Origin of the sequence: Micromonospora sp. WMMD961 (genome assembly GCF_029626145.1) — a bacterium.
Classification (GTDB): Bacteria; Actinomycetota; Actinomycetes; order Mycobacteriales; family Micromonosporaceae; genus Micromonospora.
This window is the reverse complement of the sequence record NZ_JARUBJ010000002.1, coordinates 2,811,478-2,831,734: the sequence shown is the minus strand read 5'-3', so window position 1 is coordinate 2,831,734 and position 20,257 is coordinate 2,811,478. Positions and strand designations below refer to the sequence as shown.

The 20,257-nt window shown below is 72.8% G+C and carries 20 protein-coding genes and 1 riboswitch; of the genes, 2 read left to right on the top strand and 18 right to left on the bottom strand.

The genetic code is table 11. The annotated features are described in order from the left end of the window. From O7614_RS13375 to rpe, 6 genes are all read right to left on the bottom strand, one after another. Positions 1–1,266: a bifunctional 3,4-dihydroxy-2-butanone-4-phosphate synthase/GTP cyclohydrolase II gene (locus O7614_RS13375; protein WP_278138772.1), complete on the bottom strand. Its 1,266-nt coding sequence runs from the start codon at positions 1,264–1,266 to the stop codon at positions 1–3. Beyond that, positions 1,263–1,952 (bottom strand): nicotinamide riboside transporter PnuC, encoded by a 690-nt coding sequence (gene pnuC, locus O7614_RS13370; protein ID WP_278138771.1) that lies wholly within the window; start codon positions 1,950–1,952, stop codon positions 1,263–1,265. The genes O7614_RS13375 and pnuC overlap by 4 nt, the downstream gene beginning before the upstream one ends. Beyond that, positions 1,952–2,596 carry a riboflavin synthase gene (locus tag O7614_RS13365; RefSeq protein ID WP_278138770.1) on the bottom strand — a complete coding sequence of 215 codons (645 nt, stop codon included), beginning with the start codon at positions 2,594–2,596 and terminating at the stop codon, positions 1,952–1,954. Before O7614_RS13365 ends, pnuC begins: the two co-directional genes overlap by 1 nt. A 1-nt stretch (position 2,597) precedes the next feature. Further along, positions 2,598–3,659, bottom strand: a complete 1,062-nt coding sequence (ribD, locus tag O7614_RS13360) for a bifunctional diaminohydroxyphosphoribosylaminopyrimidine deaminase/5-amino-6-(5-phosphoribosylamino)uracil reductase RibD (RefSeq protein WP_278138769.1) — start codon at positions 3,657–3,659, stop codon at positions 2,598–2,600. A 163-nt stretch (positions 3,660–3,822) separates the two neighbouring features. After that, positions 3,823–3,993, bottom strand: a riboswitch (FMN riboswitch). Between the two features lie 80 nt (positions 3,994–4,073). Then, complete coding sequence (locus O7614_RS13355; protein WP_278138768.1) at positions 4,074–5,030, bottom strand: response regulator; 957 nt, start codon at positions 5,028–5,030, stop codon at positions 4,074–4,076. A gap of 1 nt (position 5,031) precedes the next feature. Next, on the bottom strand, positions 5,032–5,712 hold the full coding sequence (rpe, locus tag O7614_RS13350) for a ribulose-phosphate 3-epimerase (protein ID WP_278138767.1): 681 nt from the start codon (positions 5,710–5,712) through the stop codon (positions 5,032–5,034). Positions 5,713–5,967: 255 nt separating this feature from the next. Between rpe and O7614_RS13345 the strand changes: the two genes are divergently transcribed. Next, entirely contained in the window at positions 5,968–6,858 is an 891-nt protein-coding gene (locus O7614_RS13345; protein ID WP_278138766.1) for a septum formation family protein, read from the top strand. An 84-nt stretch (positions 6,859–6,942) separates the two neighbouring features. Next, the gene (locus O7614_RS13340) at positions 6,943–7,827 is read left to right on the top strand and encodes a septum formation family protein (RefSeq protein ID WP_278138765.1); all 885 of its coding nucleotides are present in this window, start codon (positions 6,943–6,945) and stop codon (positions 7,825–7,827) included. Positions 7,828–7,901: 74 nt separating this feature from the next. Here the strand turns inward: O7614_RS13340 and O7614_RS13335 are convergent, their stop codons facing one another. From O7614_RS13335 to pyrF, 12 genes are all read right to left on the bottom strand, one after another. Beyond that, on the bottom strand, positions 7,902–9,380 hold the full coding sequence (locus O7614_RS13335) for a transcription antitermination factor NusB (RefSeq protein ID WP_278142248.1): 1,479 nt from the start codon (positions 9,378–9,380) through the stop codon (positions 7,902–7,904). Next, the gene (gene fmt / locus O7614_RS13330; protein ID WP_278142247.1) at positions 9,335–10,261 is read right to left on the bottom strand and encodes a methionyl-tRNA formyltransferase; all 927 of its coding nucleotides are present in this window, start codon (positions 10,259–10,261) and stop codon (positions 9,335–9,337) included. The genes O7614_RS13335 and fmt overlap by 46 nt, the downstream gene beginning before the upstream one ends. 5 nt (positions 10,262–10,266) lie before the next feature. Then, the gene (gene def / locus O7614_RS13325; protein WP_278138764.1) at positions 10,267–10,824 is read right to left on the bottom strand and encodes a peptide deformylase; all 558 of its coding nucleotides are present in this window, start codon (positions 10,822–10,824) and stop codon (positions 10,267–10,269) included. Between the two features lie 45 nt (positions 10,825–10,869). Then, a complete protein-coding gene (locus O7614_RS13320) occupies positions 10,870–12,138 on the bottom strand; it encodes a cytochrome P450 (protein WP_278138763.1) in 1,269 nt (422 codons plus the stop codon). 180 nt (positions 12,139–12,318) lie between these two features. Beyond that, a complete protein-coding gene (locus tag O7614_RS13315) occupies positions 12,319–13,302 on the bottom strand; it encodes an AAA family ATPase (protein ID WP_278138762.1) in 984 nt (327 codons plus the stop codon). A gap of 255 nt (positions 13,303–13,557) precedes the next feature. Beyond that, a complete protein-coding gene (locus O7614_RS13310; RefSeq protein ID WP_278142246.1) occupies positions 13,558–15,537 on the bottom strand; it encodes a primosomal protein N' in 1,980 nt (659 codons plus the stop codon). After that, positions 15,534–16,727 (bottom strand): methionine adenosyltransferase, encoded by a 1,194-nt coding sequence (gene metK / locus O7614_RS13305; RefSeq protein WP_278138761.1) that lies wholly within the window; start codon positions 16,725–16,727, stop codon positions 15,534–15,536. The genes O7614_RS13310 and metK overlap by 4 nt, the downstream gene beginning before the upstream one ends. Before the next feature lie 87 nt (positions 16,728–16,814). Then, on the bottom strand, positions 16,815–18,023 hold the full coding sequence (gene coaBC, locus O7614_RS13300) for a bifunctional phosphopantothenoylcysteine decarboxylase/phosphopantothenate--cysteine ligase CoaBC (RefSeq protein WP_278138760.1): 1,209 nt from the start codon (positions 18,021–18,023) through the stop codon (positions 16,815–16,817). Between the two features lie 14 nt (positions 18,024–18,037). Then, complete coding sequence (gene rpoZ, locus O7614_RS13295) at positions 18,038–18,301, bottom strand: DNA-directed RNA polymerase subunit omega (RefSeq protein WP_030335666.1); 264 nt, start codon at positions 18,299–18,301, stop codon at positions 18,038–18,040. A gap of 64 nt (positions 18,302–18,365) precedes the next feature. Beyond that, on the bottom strand, positions 18,366–18,899 hold the full coding sequence (locus tag O7614_RS13290) for a guanylate kinase (RefSeq protein WP_145783699.1): 534 nt from the start codon (positions 18,897–18,899) through the stop codon (positions 18,366–18,368). Between the two features lie 25 nt (positions 18,900–18,924). Further along, positions 18,925–19,242, bottom strand: coding sequence for an integration host factor, actinobacterial type (gene mihF / locus O7614_RS13285; RefSeq protein ID WP_030335662.1), 318 nt, complete (start codon positions 19,240–19,242; stop codon positions 18,925–18,927). 178 nt (positions 19,243–19,420) lie between these two features. Next, the gene (gene pyrF / locus O7614_RS13280; protein WP_278138759.1) at positions 19,421–20,257 is read right to left on the bottom strand and encodes an orotidine-5'-phosphate decarboxylase; all 837 of its coding nucleotides are present in this window, start codon (positions 20,255–20,257) and stop codon (positions 19,421–19,423) included.

The window sequence follows — 20,257 nt, the reverse complement described above, 5'->3', positions numbered from 1 at the left end:
TCATGCTCCGATCTCGTCGTTGGCGACCGGACGCCCCAGCGGCGCCTCGGACACCTCGTCCAACTCGTCCAGCAGGTGACCCATCCGGTCCCGCTTGGTGCGCAGGTAGCGCAGGTTCTCCGGGTGCGCCCCGGCCGGCAGCCCTTCGCGGCCGGTGATGGTCAACCCGTACCCCTCCAGCCCGGCCCGCTTGGCCGGGTTGTTGGTCAGCAGCCGCATCGAGCGCACGCCCAGGTCGTAGAGGATCTGCGCGCCGGTGCCGTAGTCCCGGGCGTCGGCCGGCAGACCCAGGTCGAGGTTGGCGTCGACGGTGTCGCGGCCCAGGTCCTGCAACTGGTACGCCTGCAGCTTGTGCAGCAGCCCGATGCCACGCCCCTCGTGCCCGCGGACGTAGAGCACCACGCCCCGACCCTCCCGCGCGACCCGGGCCAGCGCGGCGTCCAACTGCGGCCCACAGTCGCAGCGCAGCGAACCGAACACGTCCCCGGTCAGGCACTCGGAGTGCACCCGGACCAGCACGTCCTGGCCGTCACCGAGGTCACCCAGCACCATCGCGACGTGCTCGGCCGGGTCGTGCTCGGCGCGGTAGCCGAGTGCCCGGAACACCCCGTGCCTCGTCGGCATCCGGGCGTCGGCGACCAGCTCGACCTGCTTCTCGGTACGCCGCCGGTAGGCGATCAGGTCGGCGATGGTGACCAGGACGAGACCGTGTTCGGCGGCGAACTTCTCCAGGTCGGGCAACCGCATCATGGTGCCGTCGTCGTTGACCAGCTCGCAGAGCACGCCCGCCGGGCGCAGCCCGGCCAGCCGGGTCAGGTCGATTCCCGCCTCGGTGTGCCCGGGCCGGCGCAGCACCCCGCCCTCCCGGGCGCGCAGCGGCACCACGTGCCCGGGCCGGGCCAGGTCGGTCGGATCGGTGGACGCGTCGGCGAGCAGCCGACTGGTGTGCGCGCGGTCGGCCGCCGAGATGCCGGTGCTGACCCCCGCCCGGGCGTCCACGGTCACCGTGTACGCGGTGCCGCGCCGGTCCTGGTTGGTGTGGTGCATCGGCGGCAGGTCGAGGCGGTCGGCCTCGCTCTCGGTCAGCGCCACGCAGACGTAGCCGGAGGTGTAGCGCACCATGAACGCCATCAGCTCCGGCGTGGCCAGCTCGGCCGCGAAGATCAGGTCGCCCTCGTTCTCGCGGTCCGCGTCGTCGACCACGACGACCGGCCGGCCGGCCGCGATCTCGGCGACCGCCTGCTCGATGCTTCCGAAGCTGGTCATGCCACAGCCTCCGTGTAGACGGGTTTGCGGACGGTGGCCGGCCGGGTGGCGCGCGAGGTGCGCCACCACGCGGCGAAGCCCCAGACGCACAGCGCGCCGTAGATCAGGTACATGACCGCCGACGGGTAGAACCCACCGCGCAGCAGCAGCGGCACGCCGACCGCGTCCACCGCGATCCACAGCAGCCAGAACTCCACCCAGCCGCGGGCCATGCCGTAGGTGGCCAGCAGGCTGCCGGTGAGGATCCAGGCGTCGGGCAGCGGGCCCCACGAGCCCAGCGCCTTGAGCACCGGGTACGCCACGGCGGTGCCGACCACGGCGGCCAGCAGCAGCATCAGCCGCTCCCGCCCGGTGGCCCACCGCGGCACGACCGCCGCCTGCCCGCCGTCGGCGCGACGGTTGCGCTGCCAGCGCCACCAGCCGTACACGCTGACCGCGAAGAAGAACACCTGTCGGCCGGCCTGCCCGTACAGGTCGTGCGCCTGCGGGGTGGCGAACACACCGCCCAGGAAGACGGTCAGGAGCAGCGCGTTGCCGATCATGCCGACCGGCCAGGCCCAGACGACCCGGCGCAGTCCGAGCAGCGCGGAGAGCAGCCCGAACGCGTTGCCGACGATCTCCCGAACCAGCACCGGCGAACCGGCCACCTGCACCTGGGCGTCCAGCAGCCAACCGAGCGGACCCATCAGACCACCTCGCCCGTGATCGAGGCCGCCCCGGGGCCGTCGGTGCCGGCGAGCCGGTCGCCGAGCAGCCGCTCGACGTACTTGGCCAGCACGTCGACCTCCAGGTTGACCGGGTCGCCGGCCCCCTTCGCGCCGAGTGTGGTCAGTTTGAGCGTGGTCGGGATCAACCCGACGGCGAACTCGTCCGCGCCCACCTCGGCCACGGTCAGTGAGACACCGTCGATGGTGATCGAACCCTTCTCCACCACGTACCGGGACAGGGCGGCAGGCAGCCGGAACCGGACCGTCTCCCACTGCTCCGCCGGCTCCCGGGAGATCACCTCGCCGACCCCGTCCACGTGGCCCTGCACCAGGTGCCCGCCGAGCCGGCTGCCGAGTGCGGCCGCCCGCTCCAGGTTGACCGGGTCGCCGACGCCCAGCGCGCCCAGCGCGGAGCGGCGCAGCGTCTCGCCCATCACGTCGGCGGTGAAGACCCCGTCGGTCACCTCCACGACGGTCAGGCAGACGCCGTTGACCGCGATGGAGTCGCCGTGCCGGGCGTCCGAGGTGACCAGCGGACCACGGACGCCGATCAGCGCGGAATCGCCCGCCGTCGCCGTGACCCGGACGATCTCCCCCAACTCCTCGATAATGCCGGTGAACATGTCAGCCCTCCCTTTTGCGGGGCAAAGCGGTGATCCGGAGATCCGGACCGATCTGCGTAACGTCGACGAACTCCAGATCGATGGCCTCAGCGATGGTGCTCACTCCCGCGTCGACCAGCGCGGTCGGGCCGGCGCCGAGCAGCCGTGGCGCGACGTACCCGATGACCTTGTCGACCAGGCCGGCCTGCAGGAACGCGCCGGCCAGTCGAGGGCCGCCCTCCAGCAGCAGCGAGCGGACTCCGCGCTGGTGCAGCGCCGCGAGCAGCGCCGGCAGGTCGACCCGGCCGTCCGGGCCGGCGCCTACCTCGTCGGCGGTCGCGATCCACGTCCGCGCGGCGCCGTCGCGGACCCGGGCGTCAGCCGGGGTACGCCCCGAGCTGTCCACCACCACCCGCAGCGGCTGCCGGATGGCCAGGCTGCCGTCACGCAGGTTGCGAGCGGTCAGCCGGGGGTCGTCGGCGAGCACGGTGCCCACGCCGGCGAGCACCGCGTCGACGGTGCCCCGCAGCGCGTGCACGTCGATCCGGGCCGCCTCCGAGGTGATCCACATGCTGGTGCCGTCCAGTGCGGCGGCCCGCCCGTCGAGCGTGGCGGCGTACTTCCAGATGACGTACGGCCAGCCCCGGCGCATCGAGGTCAGCCACGCGACGTTGCCGGCCTCGGCCTCCTCGCCGCGTACCCCGAGATCGACGCGGACCCCGGCGGCGCGCAGGGTGGCGGCCCCACCGGACGCGACCGGGTTGGGATCCGGCACGGCGATGACCACCCGGGCGACCCCGGCCTGGACCAGCGCGGAACTGCAGGGGCCGGTGCGGCCGGTGTGGTCGCAGGGTTCCAGAGTGACCACCGCGGTGCCGCCCTTGGCTCGCTGCCCGGCCTGCGCCAGGGCGACGATCTCGGCGTGCGGCCCGCCGGCGTACGCGTGGAAGCCCTCGCCCACGACCTGGCCGTCCTCGTCGAGCAGCACGCACCCGACCACCGGATTGGGGCTGGTCGTACCGAGCCCGCGCGCCGCCAACTCGATCGCACGCCGCATCGCCTCGTCGACGGAGACGCTGGCCATCGCCCTGCCCTGCCCTCTCACTCGCCGTCCGCGCGCTGGCGGTCAGGGAGGCTGCGGCCATGGGGCCGCGGGCAGGCGGAGGCGGAATCCGGGAACGGCACAGCCGGCCCGGGAGGTCGGCACGGCACGCTGACGCCAGCGGCCGGTACGGACCGTCCGTCCCGCGCGCTGTCTCCCATCCGGACTGTCTGGGCGCGGACGAACCGCCCCCAACCGTCGGCCCCGGATTTTCACCAGGTCCACCGGGCGGCAGAGCCGTCCGGGTCGCGGGCTGACCACGGTTGGACCGTGGATCACCGCCGGTTCGGAATTTCACCGAGTCCCGCCAGCGCGTGGTGGGTTATACCGGCAGTCTTACACGCTGACGCGCGTCCGCCGCCACCTAGGCGAGCTACTTCACAGCGGGATCACGCGTCAGGTGACGCCGCGACGCCGGTCCACGGCCACGTACGACCCGGGTTGGCTCTTGGCGACCGTTTTCATCTCCGAGGCCACCGCGATCACCTCCAGGGGGTCGGTGAACCGCTTACCGGCGTCGGAGAGGGACACCCCGATGGACAGCGTGACCAGGGCGGCGCGACGGATGTTGCCGCGTCGGTCCTTCAGCTCGACGAAGCCGCGCTCCCGGTCGGTCGGGTCGTAGAGCGTGTCGGCGGCGTTCTCGAAGTCCACCACCGCCTGGGAGGTCAGCGGGCGGACCTGGTCCGGAGCGCAGACGATGACGAAGTCGTCACCGCCGACGTGTCCGAGGAAGGCCGGCGGCAGACCGACACCCACCACCGCCCGGTGCAGGCTGCGGGCCAACGCGGAGATGAAGTCGTCGCCACGGACGAAGCCGTACCGGTCGTTCACGCTCTTGAACCGGTCGATGTCGACGTAGCCGACGGCGTAGTCCACACCCTGCCGCACCCGGTCGCTGATCTCCCGACGGATCCGGCTGTTGCCGGGCAGCCCGGTCAGCGGGGAGACCTCGCGGAACTCCTTGTTGCGGCGCAGCGTGGACGAGACCCGGGCCACCAGCTCGGCGGTGTCGAACGGCTTGACCAGGTAGTCGTCGGCGCCGGCGCTGAGCCCGAGCACCTTGTCGACGGTCATCCCCTTGGCGGTCAGCATGATCACCGGCAGGGCGGAGGTCATCGGGTCGGCGCGCAGCCGGCGGGTCAGTTCCAGCCCGTCGATGCGGGGCATCATGAGGTCGACCACCGCCAGGTCCGGACGCTCGCGTTCGATGACGTCGAGGGCCTCCTGGCCGTCGCTGGCGTGGATCACCTCGAAGCCGTGCAGCCGCAGGTTGAACTCGACGAAACGAGCGATGTCCTCGTCGTCGTCGACGACGAGGATGATGTCCTTGCGGTCGCCGTCGGGTTCCACCTCAGGCGCCGGGAGCCGCGCGTTCCGCCAGCGAACGCAGGTGCCGTACCGCCTCCGCCGGGTCGGCGGCGCCGTACACGGCGGTGCCGGCGACGAAGGCGTCGGCGCCCGCCGCGGCGGCCTGCTCGATGGTGTCGGCGGCGATCCCGCCGTCCACCTCGATGCGTAGCTCCAGGTGCCCGGTCGAGACGTGCCGGCGGGCGGTACGAACCTTGTCCAGCAGTTGTGGGATGAACCGCTGCCCACCGAAGCCGGCCCTGATCGTCATGATCAGCAGGGTGTCGAAGCTGGGCAGCAGGTCCAGGTACGGCTCGATCGGGGTGTCCCGGTCGATGGCCAGGCCCGCCTTCGCGCCGGCCGAGCGCAGGTCTTTCGCCAGCGCCACCGGGTCGTCGGCGGCCTCGGCGTGGAAGGTGACGTTGTACGCCCCGGCGTCGGCGTAGCCGGGGGCCCACCGGCGCGGATCCTCGATCATCAGGTGCACGTCGAACGGCATCGCGGTGACAGCCCGCAGGCTCTGCACCACGGGCAGGCCGATGGTCAGGTTCGGCACGAAGTGGTTGTCCATCACGTCGACGTGCAACCAGTCCGCGGCGTCCTCGACGGCACGGACCTCTTCGGCGAGGCGGGAGAAATCGGCGGCCAGGATGCTCGGCGCGACGATCGGCGGCGGTACGGTCACGTGGCCAGTGTACGAACGTGGCGACCCGCGACCCGCATCGCGCCACCTTCGGAGACGCGCTGTGATCCGGCAGTGACCACTGGTGCAGAATTAGTCACTCCGGACCCCAGAATCCGGACGAACAGACGTCAATGGCTGGCCGATCGACGGAAAGGCGACGACACTCCAAGCGGGACTGTGCCATAGGCTGCACGCCCGCCGGGGTCTCGCCGCGGGGCGCGATGACCGGCCGCCAGCTCCCGGGAAGGGCGGACGATGCGACGGTGGCTCCCAGCACTGGTACTGGCCGGCGTCACGACGATGCTGCTGGCCAGTTGCACGCCGGCACGAGGCGCGGACGGTGACCTCACCGACGACTGGCCGGCACTACGGGTTCCGAAGCCGTTCAGCCCGGCCACCGACACCTGCCTGCCCCGGATCATCCCGGTCGTGCAGGCCAGCACCTACGAGACGGTCGACTGCGCGCGTAACCACCTGGCCGAGACCATCCACGTCGGCACCTTCGTCGGGCCCGACGCGCTGACCGAGACCCGGCCCGAGCCCGGCTCGTCGGCGCTGCGCACCGCCCGCGCCGAGTGCGACCAGCGGGCCCGGGAGGTGCTCGGCGGCGACTGGCACACCGCCCGGCTCGCGCTGACCCTCGCGTTGCCGTCCGCGCCCGCCTGGTCCGGCGGCGCGCGCTGGTTCCGCTGCGACATCAGCGAGACCGGCAGCATCGACAACACCCGCCCGGTCAACCGCACCGGCAGCCTGCGCGGCGCGTTGATCGGCGACAGCCCACTGACGCACCGCTGCTTCGACCCCAAGCTGATCGGCGACAACCTCAACTACATGGCACCCGTGCTCTGCACCGAACCGCACCGCGCCGAGTTCGTGGGTGTCTACGAGGAACGCGACATGAGCTGGGCCGACTTCAGCAAGGCCGCCGCCCAGGCGCACCAGCGCTGCATGGAGCTGATCGCCACGTTCGCGTCCGTGCCGAACAACGACGAACTGCCGTACCGGGCCGGTTCCATCTACTACCCACCGTCGCAACGGGAGTGGGAGGAGGGCGACCGTGGCGTGCGCTGTTTCCTGTGGAGCGACGACCGCAAACTCACCCGTTCGATGCGCGGCGCCGGCCCGGAGGGACTTCCGGCGATCTGAGGATCGGTGCCGTATGCTGCTGCGCCGTGGCGCTACCGGCCGGCCGGGTCCGGTCGGCGGCCACCAGTGGCGGGGAGGTCAGGGATGCGACGGTGGTTGACGGCGTTCGCCGGAGGTGCGGCCCTGGCGCTGGCCGGGTGCAACGCGCCCGCCGGACTCGACCGTGACCTCGTCGACGACTGGCCGGCGCCCGTCGCGGCGCAGCAGTTCGTGCCCGCCGCCGACGTCTGCCACCAGACCGCCCAGCAGGTCGGCTTCCTGACCGGCTACAACCCGACGGCGTGCACCGAGTCGCACCGGGTCGAGACCATGCACGTCGGCACCCTCACCGGCCCGGCCGCCGAGCCCGGCACACCGCCGCTGCCCGGTTCGGCGGGCATGCGGGCCGCGCAGTCCGCGTGCGACACGCAGGTCAACAAGGCGGTCGGCGCCGACTGGCGCTCCGGGCGACTCGGCCTGACCGTCGTGCTGCCGTCGCCGCAGGCCTGGGCGGGCGGGGCCCGCTGGTACCGCTGCGACGTCACCGAGATCGTCAGCATCGACGACACGACTGTCGACCTGCGCACCGGCAGCCTCCGGGGCGCGTTGTCCGGCGCGGCACCCCTGGCGTACCGCTGCTTCAACCCGAAGATGGTCAAGGACGACATCGACGAGATGGTCCCGGTCTCCTGCACGGCGAAGCACCACGCCGAGTTCGTCGGGGTGTGGCAGGGCCCGGACGTCAGCTACGCCGAGTTCACCCGCGACACCAAGCGCACCCACCGGGCCTGCCAGTCGATGATCGCGAAGTACGCGAAGGTGCCGGACAACTCGCAACTCGAATTCCGCGCTGGAACGATCTACTACCAGCCGTACGAGGAGGAGTGGAAGAACGGCAACCGCGGCGTGCAGTGCTTCCTCTGGATCTCCGACCGGGACCTGACCCGCTCGATGAAGAACGCCGGCACCAAGGGCCTCCCGGTCACCTGAGCACCCAGCTGTAAGGAAGGGTCCCTTATTAACGCGGAGCGTTAATAAGGGACCCTTCCTTACAGCGAACCGAATCAGCTACGCCGCAGGACGGCGAGGAACATCGCGTCGGTGCCGTGGCGGTGCGGCCAGAGCTGCACGGTCGGCCCGTCGCCCAGACCGGGCATGCCGGCCGGCAGCAGCGGGCGGGCGTCCACGAAGTCCACCGCGACCCCGCTGCGGCGGGCGGCCTCGGTCACCGTCACGTGCGTCTCGACCGTGTGCGGCGAGCAGGTGACATAGGCGACCAGGCCGCCGGGGCGGACCGCCCGCAGCGCCGCGCCGAGCAGCTCCCGCTGCAGCCGGGTCAGTGGCGGCAGGTCGGACGGCTGGCGACGCCACCGTGACTCCGGCCGGCGGCGCAGCGAGCCCAGCCCCGTGCACGGGGCGTCGACGAGCACCCGGTCGAAGTGCTGCTCGGGCAGCTTCGGGTCGCCGCCGACCTCCCGGCCGTCCATGGCCAGCACGGCCACCGGCAGGCCCCGGGTCGCCTGGGACACCAGCCGGGCCCGGTGCTCGGCCACCTCCACCGCGGTCACCCGGGCGCCACGCTGCGCGGCCAGGGCACCCAGCAGACCGGCCTTGCCACCCGGACCGGCGCACAGGTCCAGCCAGCGCCCGTCCGGACCGTCGAGCGGCGCGTCGGCGAGCGCGGCGGCCACCAACTGGGAGCCCTCGTCCTGGACGTGGGCACGGCCGTCAGCCACCGCCGGCACGTCGCCGGGCGCGCCGCCGGGCAGATAGACGGCGTACGGCGAGAAGGCACCGGGCGCGCCGCCGACCTGGTCGGCCAGCTCGACCGGGTCGATCAGCCCCGGCCGGGCGCAGAGGTGCACCGGCGGGCGCTCGTTGTCCTCGATCAGGAGGCGGGCCGTCTCGCCCAGGTCGCCGTCGAGCGCCTCGGAGAAGGCTCGCACGATCCACTGCGGATGGCTGTACGCAAGGGCCAGGTGCCCGACCGGGTCGGTCTCCATCGGCGGGGCCAGCTTCGCCACCCAGGCGTCCACGTCACGGGTGGACACCTCGCGCAGCACCGCGTTGGCGAAGCCGGTGGCACCCGGCGCGACCGAGCGGACCAGGTCCACTGTCGACGAGACGGCGGCGTGTGCCGGCACCCGGGTGTGCAGCAGTTGGTACGCACCGAGGCGCAACGCGTCGCGTACCGGCGGGTCGATGCGGGCCACGTCCCGACCGGACGCGTCGGTCAGGATCGCGTCCAACGTGCCCAGGTGGCGCAGGGTGCCGTAGGTCAGCTCGGTGGCGAAGGCCGCGTCCCGGCCGAACAGCCCCTCCTCCCGCAGGATGATCGGCAGCACCAGGTTGGCGAACGCGTCGTCGCGGTGCACGGCGGCCACCGCCTCGTACGCGGCACGACGCGGTCGGTCCAGTGGTGGCCGGACCGGCCGGCGGTCCCCGCCACGACCCGTGGGCGGGCCCGAGCGGGTGGGTCGGGTCCCCTCCGGGGCCGTCACGCGAAGTCCTCGCCGACGCCGACCCGGACACCGCGGGCCCAGTCGGTCGCGCCCATCGCCCGCTTACCTGCGGCACGGACCTCACCGAGGCGCACCGGCACGGTCGCCGTGCCGGCGAGCACCCGGGACTTCTCCACCAGCAACTCCCCCGGCTTCAACTCCGGACCGTCGGGCACCGGCACGACCGGGCCGAGCTTCACCCGCTCCCCTCGGAACGTGGTCCAGCCGCCCGGGGCCGGGGTGCACGCCCGGAGCCGACGGTCCACGGCGAAAGCCGGGTCGCCCCAGCGCACCCGGGCGTCGTCCACAGTCAGTTTCGGTGCCAGCGACACCCCGTCGGCGGGCTGCGGCTCGGCCCGGGCGGTGCCGTCGTCGATCGCGTCGAGCACCGCCACCAGCAGCCCGGCGCCGGAGTCGGCGAGCCGCCCCAGCAGGTCGCCGGAAGTGTCGGCGGCGCGGATCTCGTCGGTCAGGGTGCCGTAGACCGGGCCGGTGTCCAGACCCTCCTCCAGCTGGAAGACGCTGGCACCGGTCACCTCGTCACCGTGCAGCACGGCGTGCTGCACGGGCGCGGCGCCACGCCACGCGGGCAGCAGCGAGAAGTGCAGATTGATCCAGCCGTGCCGCGGGATCTCCAGGGCGGCCGGCGGCACCAGCGCGCCGTAGGCGACCACCGGCACGCAGTCCGGTGCGAGCACGCGCAGCCGGTCGAGGAACTCGGGCTCGCGGGGGCGGGCCGGTGTGAGCACCTCGACGCCGTGCTCGTCGGCCCACTCGCCGACCGGGGACCGGGACAGGCCACGCCCGCGTCCGGCGGGCGCGTCGGGCCGGGTGACCACGGCGACCAGCTCGTGCCGGGAGGCGGCGACGGCGGCCAGGGCGGGGACGGCGACGGCCGGCGTACCGGCGAAGACCACGCGCATCCGGGTCACCGACCCAGACCGAAGGGGTCGCTGATGTGCGGGCTGAGCTTGACCGTGGGCGGGGCAGCCGCGTCGTACCAGTCGGCCTGACGGATCGCCTTCATGGCCTCCTTGCGACCGGCGGCGTCCAGCCGGTCCAGGAAGAGCACGCCGTCCAGGTGGTCGGTCTCGTGCTGCACGCAGCGGGCCATCAGGCCGGTGCCGACGATCTGCATCGGGTCGCCGAACGCGCTGAAGCCCTTGGCGATGACGTTCTGGCGGCGCTTGGTGTCGAAGTAGAGCCCGGGGATGGACAGGCAGCCCTCCGGGCCGTCCTGCTCCTCCTCGTCGGGAAACTCCAGCACGGGATTGACCAGGTGCCCGAGCACGTCGTCGACGTCGAAGGCGAACACCCGCAGGCTCACACCGAGCTGCGGGGCGGCCAGGCCGGCGCCGTTCTGCTCACGCATCGTGTCGGTCAGGTCGGCGACCAGCCGACGCAGCTCGGCGTCGAAGTCGACCACCGGATCGGCCGGCGTGCGCAGCACCGGATCCCCAAACAGACGGATGGGCTGGACGGTCACGCGGGGTGGCTCCTTCACGGGTCGGACGAGGGGTGCCGTACCAGTCTACGGAGTGCCCCACCGCACGCCGGCCGGCGCACCTCGATCGGCGACAGCCGGTGTGCCCAGCGTCACCAGCAGGCTCTCGTAACCGCGCAGGGTCAGCCGGGTCCGGTGCCGGGGCGGCTCGGCCAGGGCCAGTTCGGGGAGGCGGCGCAGCAGCATCGGGAAGGCCAGCTGCGCCTCCAGCCTGGCCAGGCCGGCGCCGAGGCAGTAGTGCGGGCCCGCGCCGAAGGACAGCGGGTGCGCCTGGTCCCGCGTCGGGTCGAACCGCTGCGGGTCGGGAAACCGGCGCGGGTCGCGGTTCGCCGCGCCGAGCAACAGCAGCGCCGTGCTGCCGGCCGGAAGGTCGAGCCCGCCGCAGCGCACCGCCGCCGTGCTGGTCCGGGTGGTCAACTGCACCGGCGAGTCGTAGCGCAGCAGCTCCTCGACGTACGCCGGCGCGAGCGCGGGATCGGCGCGCAGCGCGGCGGCGGCGGCCGGGTGACGCAGCAGCACGACGAGACCGTTGCCGAGCAGATTGGTGGTGGTCTCGAAGCCGGCCACCAGCAGCACCACAAGATTGGCCAGCAGTTCGTCGCCGGTGAGCCGGTCGCCGTCGGCGTCGTGCACCTGGACCAGCGCGGTGGTCAGGTCGTCGGCCGGTGCCCGCCGCCGGGCGACGATCAACTCGACGAAGTAGTCGCGCAGCTCGGCGGCACCCGCGTCGGCAACCGTCAACTCTTCGGGGGTTATCTCCGGCTCCAGCACCCCGGTCAGGTCACCGGCCCAGCGGCGGAACAGCGGCCGGTCGGCCGCGGGTACGCCGAGCAGCGCGCAGATCACCCCGACCGGCAGCGGGTACGCGAAGTCGGCCAGTATGTCGACCGGAGCGCCGCCCGCGGCACGGGAGGCCATCGCGTCGAGCAGTTCCTCGGCCTGCGCCCGCACCACGTCGCGCATCCCGGCGATCCGGCGCGGGCTGAACGCCCCCGCGGCCAGCCGACGCATCCGGCTGTGGTCGGGCGGGTTGGTCCGCAGCATGGACCGGGCGATCGACGACACCGCGGGGCTCTGCCGCCAGTTCGGCCAGACCTGGTCACGTAGCGCGTCGTCGAGCACCCCGAGCCGGGGGTCGCGCAACAGCTCGTCGGCCTCCGGGTAGCCGGTCACCACGTACAGGCCCGGCAACGCCTGCACCACGGGCCCGTGGGCGCGCAGCCGCTCGTACGTCGGGTACGGGTCGACGCGCCCCTGCGGCGACATGAGCAGTGTGAACGCTTCGGCAGCTTCCACGGCCGACCTCCCCCGTCGATGCGTCGGAGGTTCCATCATCCCGGTGCGGCCGCGATCCGGCAGCCCTCGGCGCCGTGCGGTCGACGCCGAGCGATCAGGCGCTGACCGCTCGGGCGCCGGGCCCCCGGGGCTCGGGCGCCGGGGCCCAGGGCTGACGGCCCAGGCACCGGCGGGCGGGGCTCAGGCGCTGGCGGCCGGGTCTCCGGCGAGCACCGCGTCGCCGCGGAGCAGCGCCGGCTCGGGAAGCGGAAGCTGGATCTTGTGGGCCGCCTCCCAGTCGTAGACCAGGCCGGGACGGACCTGGGCGGCGAAGTAGTCGATCGCCGTCATCCCACCCACGACCGGCTCGTCGACCTCGGCGACCAGCTGGGCGGGGACCAGGGAGAACCCGTTCTGCAGGGCGGCACTGAGCCGGCGGTGGCCGTCGACGACGAAGAAGTACTCGCCGGTGAACCCGATCTTCAGCGGTTCGAGGGCCTCGTCGCCGGCCTCGGCCACGTCGCCGACGAAGTCGGTGTCCCACAGACCCCGCAGGGTGGCGATGTCCTCGGTCGGGTAGACGCGGGCCGGGTCCAGCAGCAGCAACGGTGGCGAGTCCCGCAGCACCTCGGCGCCGAGCGTCCCCTCGTACGCGGCGACGATGTGCTCGATCACCTCGGTGGCGGTCGCCCGGGTGGTGTCACAGATCAGGTCGTAGTTGCGCAGTCGGGCCTTGTCCACGCCGTACCGGATGATGAACCGGCTGCGCTCGCTGGCGCTGCGCTCCCGGAGCTTGGCCTTGGCCTCCTCCAGTGAGGCGTAGCTCTCCGCCGGGCCGGAGGGCCGGGCGAGCACCCGACGGGCCGCCTCGCCCGGTTCGGTGATCATGTGGACCTTGAGCGCGTCGGTGAAGAAGTGCCAGGCCAACCGGGAGTCCATGACGAGGCGCTCACCGGAGGCGGCGATGTCCCGCTGGAGCTGGTCGACGTAGCCGTCGACGGCCTGGTCGAGCTCGGCGTGCAGGTTGAGCTGCAGAGCGGTCATCTGCCGCTGCTGCGCCATCTCCCGGTAGAGGTCCCCCACGCTGACCCGGCGCATCCCGAGCCGCTTGGCGATCTCGACCGACACGGTGCTCTTGCCGCTGCCGAGGTCGCCGTTGAAGACGATCGATTGTCCAACGGTCACGACTTGTCCACCCCTGATCACCGGCTCATTGACATCATCGACACCGCGTCCGACCGACGCGTTCCCGCCATCGTCGCGCCAGCCCGCGGCGGCCCCAACTCGGCGCGTCTGACGCTCCGTCGCGACCTGGAGCCGCCGTACGCCTCGGCATGACGGGCGATGCTACCACTCCGGCGCCACCCCCCTGGCGGACGCGGTGTGCGGGGGCCCTCCCGAGGGGAGGGGTCCGCCGCCGCCGGCACCAGCGGAAACTCCTCAGAACAGGCTCAGCGGGTCGACCTGGAGACGGACCGGGTCGGCGGCCTTGCGGGCGGCACGAGCGCCCGCCGCCGAGTGCAGGGCCTCGGCGAGCGCGGCAGCCCGGGCCCGGGGCACCCGGACCAGCATCCGCTCCCGCCCCTCCTCGGCCGGCACCGGCCCGAGCACCTCGGCGTCCTCGGGCAGCCGGGCCGCGGTGAGCAGGTCCGCCACCGCCTCGGCCGGGCCGGTGACGCTCGCCATCCGGACGGCCGGGGGGAAGCCCAACTCCCGACGCTCGGCCAGCTCCCGGCCGGCGAACCAGCCCGCGTCCCAGCGCAGCAGCGCCTGCACCGGGGCGAGCGCGCCGTCGGCGACCACCACCACCCGCCCCGCCGGGGCCGGTCGGGCCAGCGCCGCCGCGGTCAGCCAGCGACGCAGCGCCTCCTCGCCGGCACGAAGGTCGGCCCGGGTCAGCAGGGCCCACGAGTCGAGCAGCAGCACCGCGCCGTAGCCGCCCTCGGCGACCGGCTCGGCACCGGGCGTGGCCACCACCAGGGCCGCGCCGCCGGGTACGTCGGTCAGCACCTCCTCACGCCCGGAGGTGCGTACCGGCACGTCCGGGAACGCCCGGCCCAGCTCCTCGGCGGTCCGCCGGGCACCGGTCACCGCCGCCCGCAGCCGCCGCCCACCGCAGTGCGGGCAGGCGTACGCGGCGGCCACCCGGGCGCACCACCGGCAGGCCGGGGTGCCGCCGGCCGAGGGCAGCGCGAGCGGGCCGGCGCAGTGCGCGCAGCGCGTCGGGGTCCGGCAGTCGGCGCAGGAGATCGACGGCAGGTAGCCACGCCGGGGCACCTGCACGAGCACCGGCAGGTCCTGCCGGAGGGCGTCGCGGGCGGCCGTCCAGGCCAGGCTGGGCAGCCGGGCGGTGGCAGCGCCGGGGTCACGGGCGAGTTGGGGGTCGTCGCCGGTCGGCGCGATGGCCGGGATGCGAGCCCGCACGGTCGCACGGTCGGCGACCACCTCCCGGGCCCAGCCGGTCTCCAGCAGCAGTTGCGCCTCGGCGCTACGCGCGTAACCGCCGATCAGCGCCCCGGCCCCGGCGAGCTGGCCACGGGTGAGCAGCACGTCGCGGGCGTGTGGGTAGGGGGCCCGGGGTTCGGAGTGCAGGTCGTCGCCGTCGTCCCACACGGCGACCAGGCCGAGCCGCTCCACCGGGGCGAACATCGCCGCCCGGGTGCCGATCACCACCGGCACCTGCCCCCGCCGGGCGGCGAGGAAGGCGCGGTAGCGGCGCGCCGGCCCGAGCGCGGCGGTGAGGCCGACGTGCCGCCCCGGCCCGAGCACAGCGGTGAGCGCGGCGTCCAGCCGGTCGAGGTCGCGGGCGTCGGGCACCACGACGACAGCACCGCGCCCCCCGGCCACGGTGGCGGCCACCGCGTCGGCGTAGCGGGCCGCCCAGTCCTCGCCCGGCAGCGCCGACCAGACCGCGCGGGGAGCCCGCCCGTCGGTGAGCGCCCGCAGCAGCGCGGGACCCGTCGGGTAGTCCCGCCAGCCGCGCGGGTCGACCAGCGCGTCCTCGGCGAGCGACGCCGGGGCGGGCTGGTCGTCGCGAGCCTCCTTCTCCACCCGCGCGTGCCGGGGCGGTACGGCGAGCCGGAGCACGTCGGCGAGGTTGCCCGCGTACCGGTCGGCGACCGCGCGGGCCAGCCGGGCGATCTCGGGCGCCAGCACCGGCTCCGGCGAGACCACCTTCTCCAGGTACGCGAGACGGCCGGTGTGCCCGGAGTCGTCGGCACGGGACAGCAACCACCCGTCGACGAGCTGCCCGGCGAACCGCACCTTCACCCGGGTGCCGGGCACCGCCACCTCGTCCAGCTCGGCCGGCACCAGGTAGTCGAACGGCCGGTCCAGGTGCGCCAACGCGACGTCCACGCAGACGCGCGCGACCGGCGACCCGTCCGCGGGTCGCCGGTCGCTACGCCTGGTGGCGGTCAGGCTCCCGCGGCCGACTTGAGGTCGGCGGCCCGGTCGGTGCTCTCCCAGGTCAGGTCCGGCAGCTCCCGGCCGAAGTGGCCGTACGCGGCGGTCTGCTGGTAGATCGGGCGGAGCAGGTTGAGGTCCCGGATGATCGCGGCCGGGCGCAGGTCGAACACCTCGGTCACGGCCTTCTCGATCGAGGAGACCGGCACGGTCTCGGTGCCGAACGTCTCGACGAACAGGCTGACCGGGTGCGCCTTGCCGATGGCGTAGGCGACCTGCGCCTCGCACCGCTCGGCCAGACCGGCGGCGACCACGTTCTTGGCGACCCAACGCATGGCGTACGCGGCCGACCGGTCCACCTTCGACGGGTCCTTGCCGGAGAACGCGCCACCGCCGTGGCGGGCGTACCCGCCGTAGGTGTCCACGATGATCTTGCGGCCGGTCAGCCCGGCGTCACCCATCGGGCCGCCGATCTCGAACCGGCCGGTCGGGTTGACCAGCAGCCGGTAGCCGTCGGTGTCCAGACCGAGGCTCTCCAGCTCCGGGGCGATGACGTGGTCGCGCACGTCCGGGGTGAGCAGCGAGTCCAGGGAGATGTCCGCGGCGTGCTGGCTGGACACGACGACGGTGTTCAGCCGGACCGGGCGCAGCCCCTCGTACTCGATGGTGACCTGGGTCTTGCCGTCCGGGCGCAGGTAGGGGATCGTGCCGTCCTTGCGGACCGCGGCGAGCCGGCGGGCCAGTCGGTGCGCCAGCGCGATCGGCAGCGGCATCAGCTCGGGCGTCTCCGAGCAGGCGAAGCCGAACATCATGCCCTGGTCGCCGGCGCCCTGCGCGTCCAGCGCGCTCTCCGACGCCCCGGTCCGCAGCTCGAAGGCGTTGTCCACACCCTGGGCGATGTCCTCGGACTGTGCGCCGATGGAGACGCTGACCCCGCAGGAAGCGCCGTCGAAGCCCTTCTTCGACGAGTCGTAACCGATGTCGAGGATGGTCCGGCGGACGATCGTCGGGATGTCGGCGTACGCCTTGGTGGTCACCTCACCGGCGATGTGCACCTGGCCGGTGGTGATCATGGTCTCGACCGCCACCCGGCTGTGCGGATCCTCGGCCAGCAGCGCGTCGAGGATGCCATCGCTGATCTGGTCGGCGATCTTGTCCGGGTGGCCTTCCGTGACCGATTCGGACGTGAAGAGACGGCGTGTCACGGCACTCCTAAGCGTGTGAGGTCGTTCCGCGGCAGTCTAATCACCACTGCGGCTGGTGTCGGGATCGGTCGCGCCCTTTACCACCCGTCAGGAACTGCCGGGTAGCCGCGCCACGACGAGGTCCCACACCGCGTCGGCCACGGACTCCTTGGCCTGCTCGGGCAGATGGGCCACCGAGCCGTCCGCGCCGATGACCGTCACCGTGTTGGTGTCGGCGCCGAAGACCAGGTCCGGACCGACCTCGTTGATCACGATGAGGTCGGCCCGTTTGCGGGTGAGTTTCGCCCGACCGTTGGCCTCGGCGTCGCCGGTCTCGGCGGCGAACACCACCAGCAGTTGCCCGGGTCGCTTGCGCTGGCCGAGCTCCGCCGCGATGTCGGGGTTCGTCACGAGGTCGATGGTGGGCGCGACGCCATCGTCCGACTTCTTGATTTTGCCAGGCGCGTACGTCGCCGGCCGGAAATCGGCCGGAGCCGCCGCCATCACCACCGCGTCGGCCTCGACGGCGGCCTTCACCGTCGCCTCCCGCAGCTCGGCCGTGGTGCCCACCCGGATCAGGTCGACGCCGGCGGGGTCGGGAACGGAGACGTTGGCGGCGATCAGTGTGACCTGGGCGCCCCGGGCGACCGCCGCGCGGGCGAACGCGTACCCCTGCTTGCCGGAGGAGCGGTTGCCCAGGAAGCGGACCGGGTCCAGTGGCTCCCGGGTGCCACCCGCGGTGACGACCACCCGGCGGCCGGCCAGGTCGGCGGGGGCGGAGCCGCCCCGGGCCAGCACCTGACGGGCGACGGCGAAGATCTCCGCCGGGTCGGGCAGCCGCCCCTTGCCGGTGTCGGCACCGGTGAGCCGACCCACGGCGGGTTCGATCACCCGCACGCCCCTGGCCCGCAGCGTGGCGACGTTGGCCACGGTGGCCGGATGCTCCCACATCTCGGTGTGCATGGCCGGGGCCAGCAGCACCGGGCAGCGGGCGGTCAGCAAGGTGTTGGTCAGCAGGTCGTCGGCGAGCCCGTGCGCGGCCTTCGCGAGCAGGTCGGTGGTGGTCGGCGCGACCACCACCAGATCGGCCTGCTTACCGAGGCGGACGTGCGGCACCTCGTGGACGTCGCTCCAGACGTCGTCGGCGACCGGCTGGCCGGAGAGCGCCGCCCAGGTCGGCGCCCCGACGAACCGGAGCGCCGACGCGGTCGGCACGACCCGAACCCGGTGACCGGATTCGGTGAAGAGTCGCAGCAGCTCGCACGCCTTGTAGGCGGCGATGCCGCCGCCGACCCCGAGGACGATCGAGGCGGACATCGGCCAGCGAGTGCTTACGGCTGGTCGGTCGGCTCGGCGGTGAGCAGGCCCGAGTTGATCTCGCGCATGGCGATGGAGAGGGGCTTCTCCTGGGGGGTGGTCTCGACGAGCGGGCCGACGTACTCCAGCAGACCCTCACCGAGCTGGCTGTAGTAGGCGTTGACCTGGCGCGCGCGCTTGGCGGCGAAGATGACCAGCGCGTACTTCGACGTCGTCTTCTCGAGGAGCTCGTCGATCGGCGGGTTGGTGATGCCTTCGGGGTTGGCGATGGATCCCACGAATTAACCTCTGCGTCTTTCGAGCCGCGCGGACGCGGTGCTGAGTCTCAACAGCGGCCGACCGTCAGCCGCGCACGCGCGACCAGGTCGGATCCGGATAAGAAGAACCGAGTAAGCCTACCAGCTCTTCGACGACCCGCTCGGTGAGGTCGTGCGTCAGCGTGTGCTCGAAGGCCGCCGCCACCTGGGCGTCGGGGCGGTAACCGGGCGGGCTCAGCAGCACCAGCCGGGAGTCCGGCAGGCGCGCGCGCACCAGCGGAGCGCCGGGCAGGTCGAGCGGGAGCAACACCGGCTGCCCGGCGTCGAGCCGGGCACGCAGCGGTGGATACGGGGTGCCCCGGCGGTACGAGCCGATCCGGGACCACTCCAGCAGCTCGCCCGCGACGAGCCGGCGGTCGAACTCGGCCGGGGCGAGGAAGACGCGGTCAACCCCGTCGATCTCCGACTCGCGGCGCGGCCGTGTGGTCGCCGGCACGGGCAACCACACGGACGGAGAACGCGCCCGGACGAGCTCGACGACACTCTCCCTGCCGGAACCCGAAGGTCCAGCCAGGACAGTGAGCCGAGCCGCCGGGCGCGCCTCGTCATCCGTGCTCACTGCTTGTTTCTACACGCTGCCAGGTTCAGTTGGCGGCGAACTCTCCAAGCAGTGCCTTGCGCTGCTGCTCGCCGAGGCCACGCAGGCGACGGCTGTCGGCGATCTTGAGCTTCTCCATGATCTGGGTAGCCCGGATCTTGCCGATGCCCGGCATGGCCTGCAGGACGGCAGAAACCTTGAGCTTGCCGACGACGTCGTCGCTCTCGGCGCGCTCAAGGACAGCACCGAGGGTGGTCTTGCCCTGCTTGAGCTGCTCCTTCAGCTGAGCACGGGCCTTGCGGATCTCCGCGGCCTTCTCGAGCGCGGCAGCGCGTTGTTCGGGGGTCAGTGACGGGAGCGGCACCAGTTCTCCTCAGGTCCCTATCGCGGCGGGCGGGGCGCACCGCCGCATCTGTGAAACGTGGTGTCGCTGTGAACCAAGGGGTCCGTGGTTCCCAGCGCGGGGAAAACTAGCGGTCAACGGAGCTTTCGGCAACGTGGGGGGCCCATGATCAACGGAAAGTGACCGACCCGTCAGTCAGTCAGCGGGCAGGCAGGACGGCCCGGCAGTCGGCCAACACCCGGTCCGCGGCGGCCCGCAGGGCAGCGACGTCGGGGCCCGCCGAGAGCACCTCCCGGGAGTACGACGGGAGCACCGAGGCGAGGCTCGAACCGAAGACGGTCCGCAGATCGGCGGCCCCGGCACCCTGCGCACCGAGGCCCGGGGCGAGCAGCGGACCCCCCACGCCGGAGAGGTCGTGACCGGTGTCGCCGATGGTCGCCCCGACCACCAGACCGAAGCTGCCGAGCGGGGTCGCACCACTGTTGAGCTGGGAAATCTCGTCGATCACGGTTTGCGCCACGGTGCGACCGTCGGCCGTACGGGCCCGTTGCACGGCCGCCCCCTCGGGGTTGGAGGTGAGAGCCAGTACGAACACCCCGCCGCCGTGCTCGGCGGCCAACTCGAACATCGGGGCCAGCGAACCGACGCCGAGGTAGGGGCTCGCGGTGACCGCGTCGACATACAGAGGGCTGGATGGATCGAGGTACGCGGAGGCGTACGCGCTCACCGTCGAGCCGATGTCGCCGCGCTTCACGTCGAGCAGAACGAGCGAGCCGGCATCGCGCAACTGTCGGATAGTTGACTCAAGAATGGCCACGCCGTGGGACCCGAAACGCTCGAAAAAGGCCGACTGAGGCTTGACCACCGCAACCCGGTCACCGAGGGCTTCCACGACGGTCCGGGTGAAGCGGTCAAGACCCTTGACGTCGTCGGCGAGACCCCAACTGGCCAGCAGACCGGGATGCGGGTCGATGCCCACACAGAGCGGCCCCCGCTCGGCGACCGCCCGGTGCAGCCGGGTTCCGAAGCTCTCCAT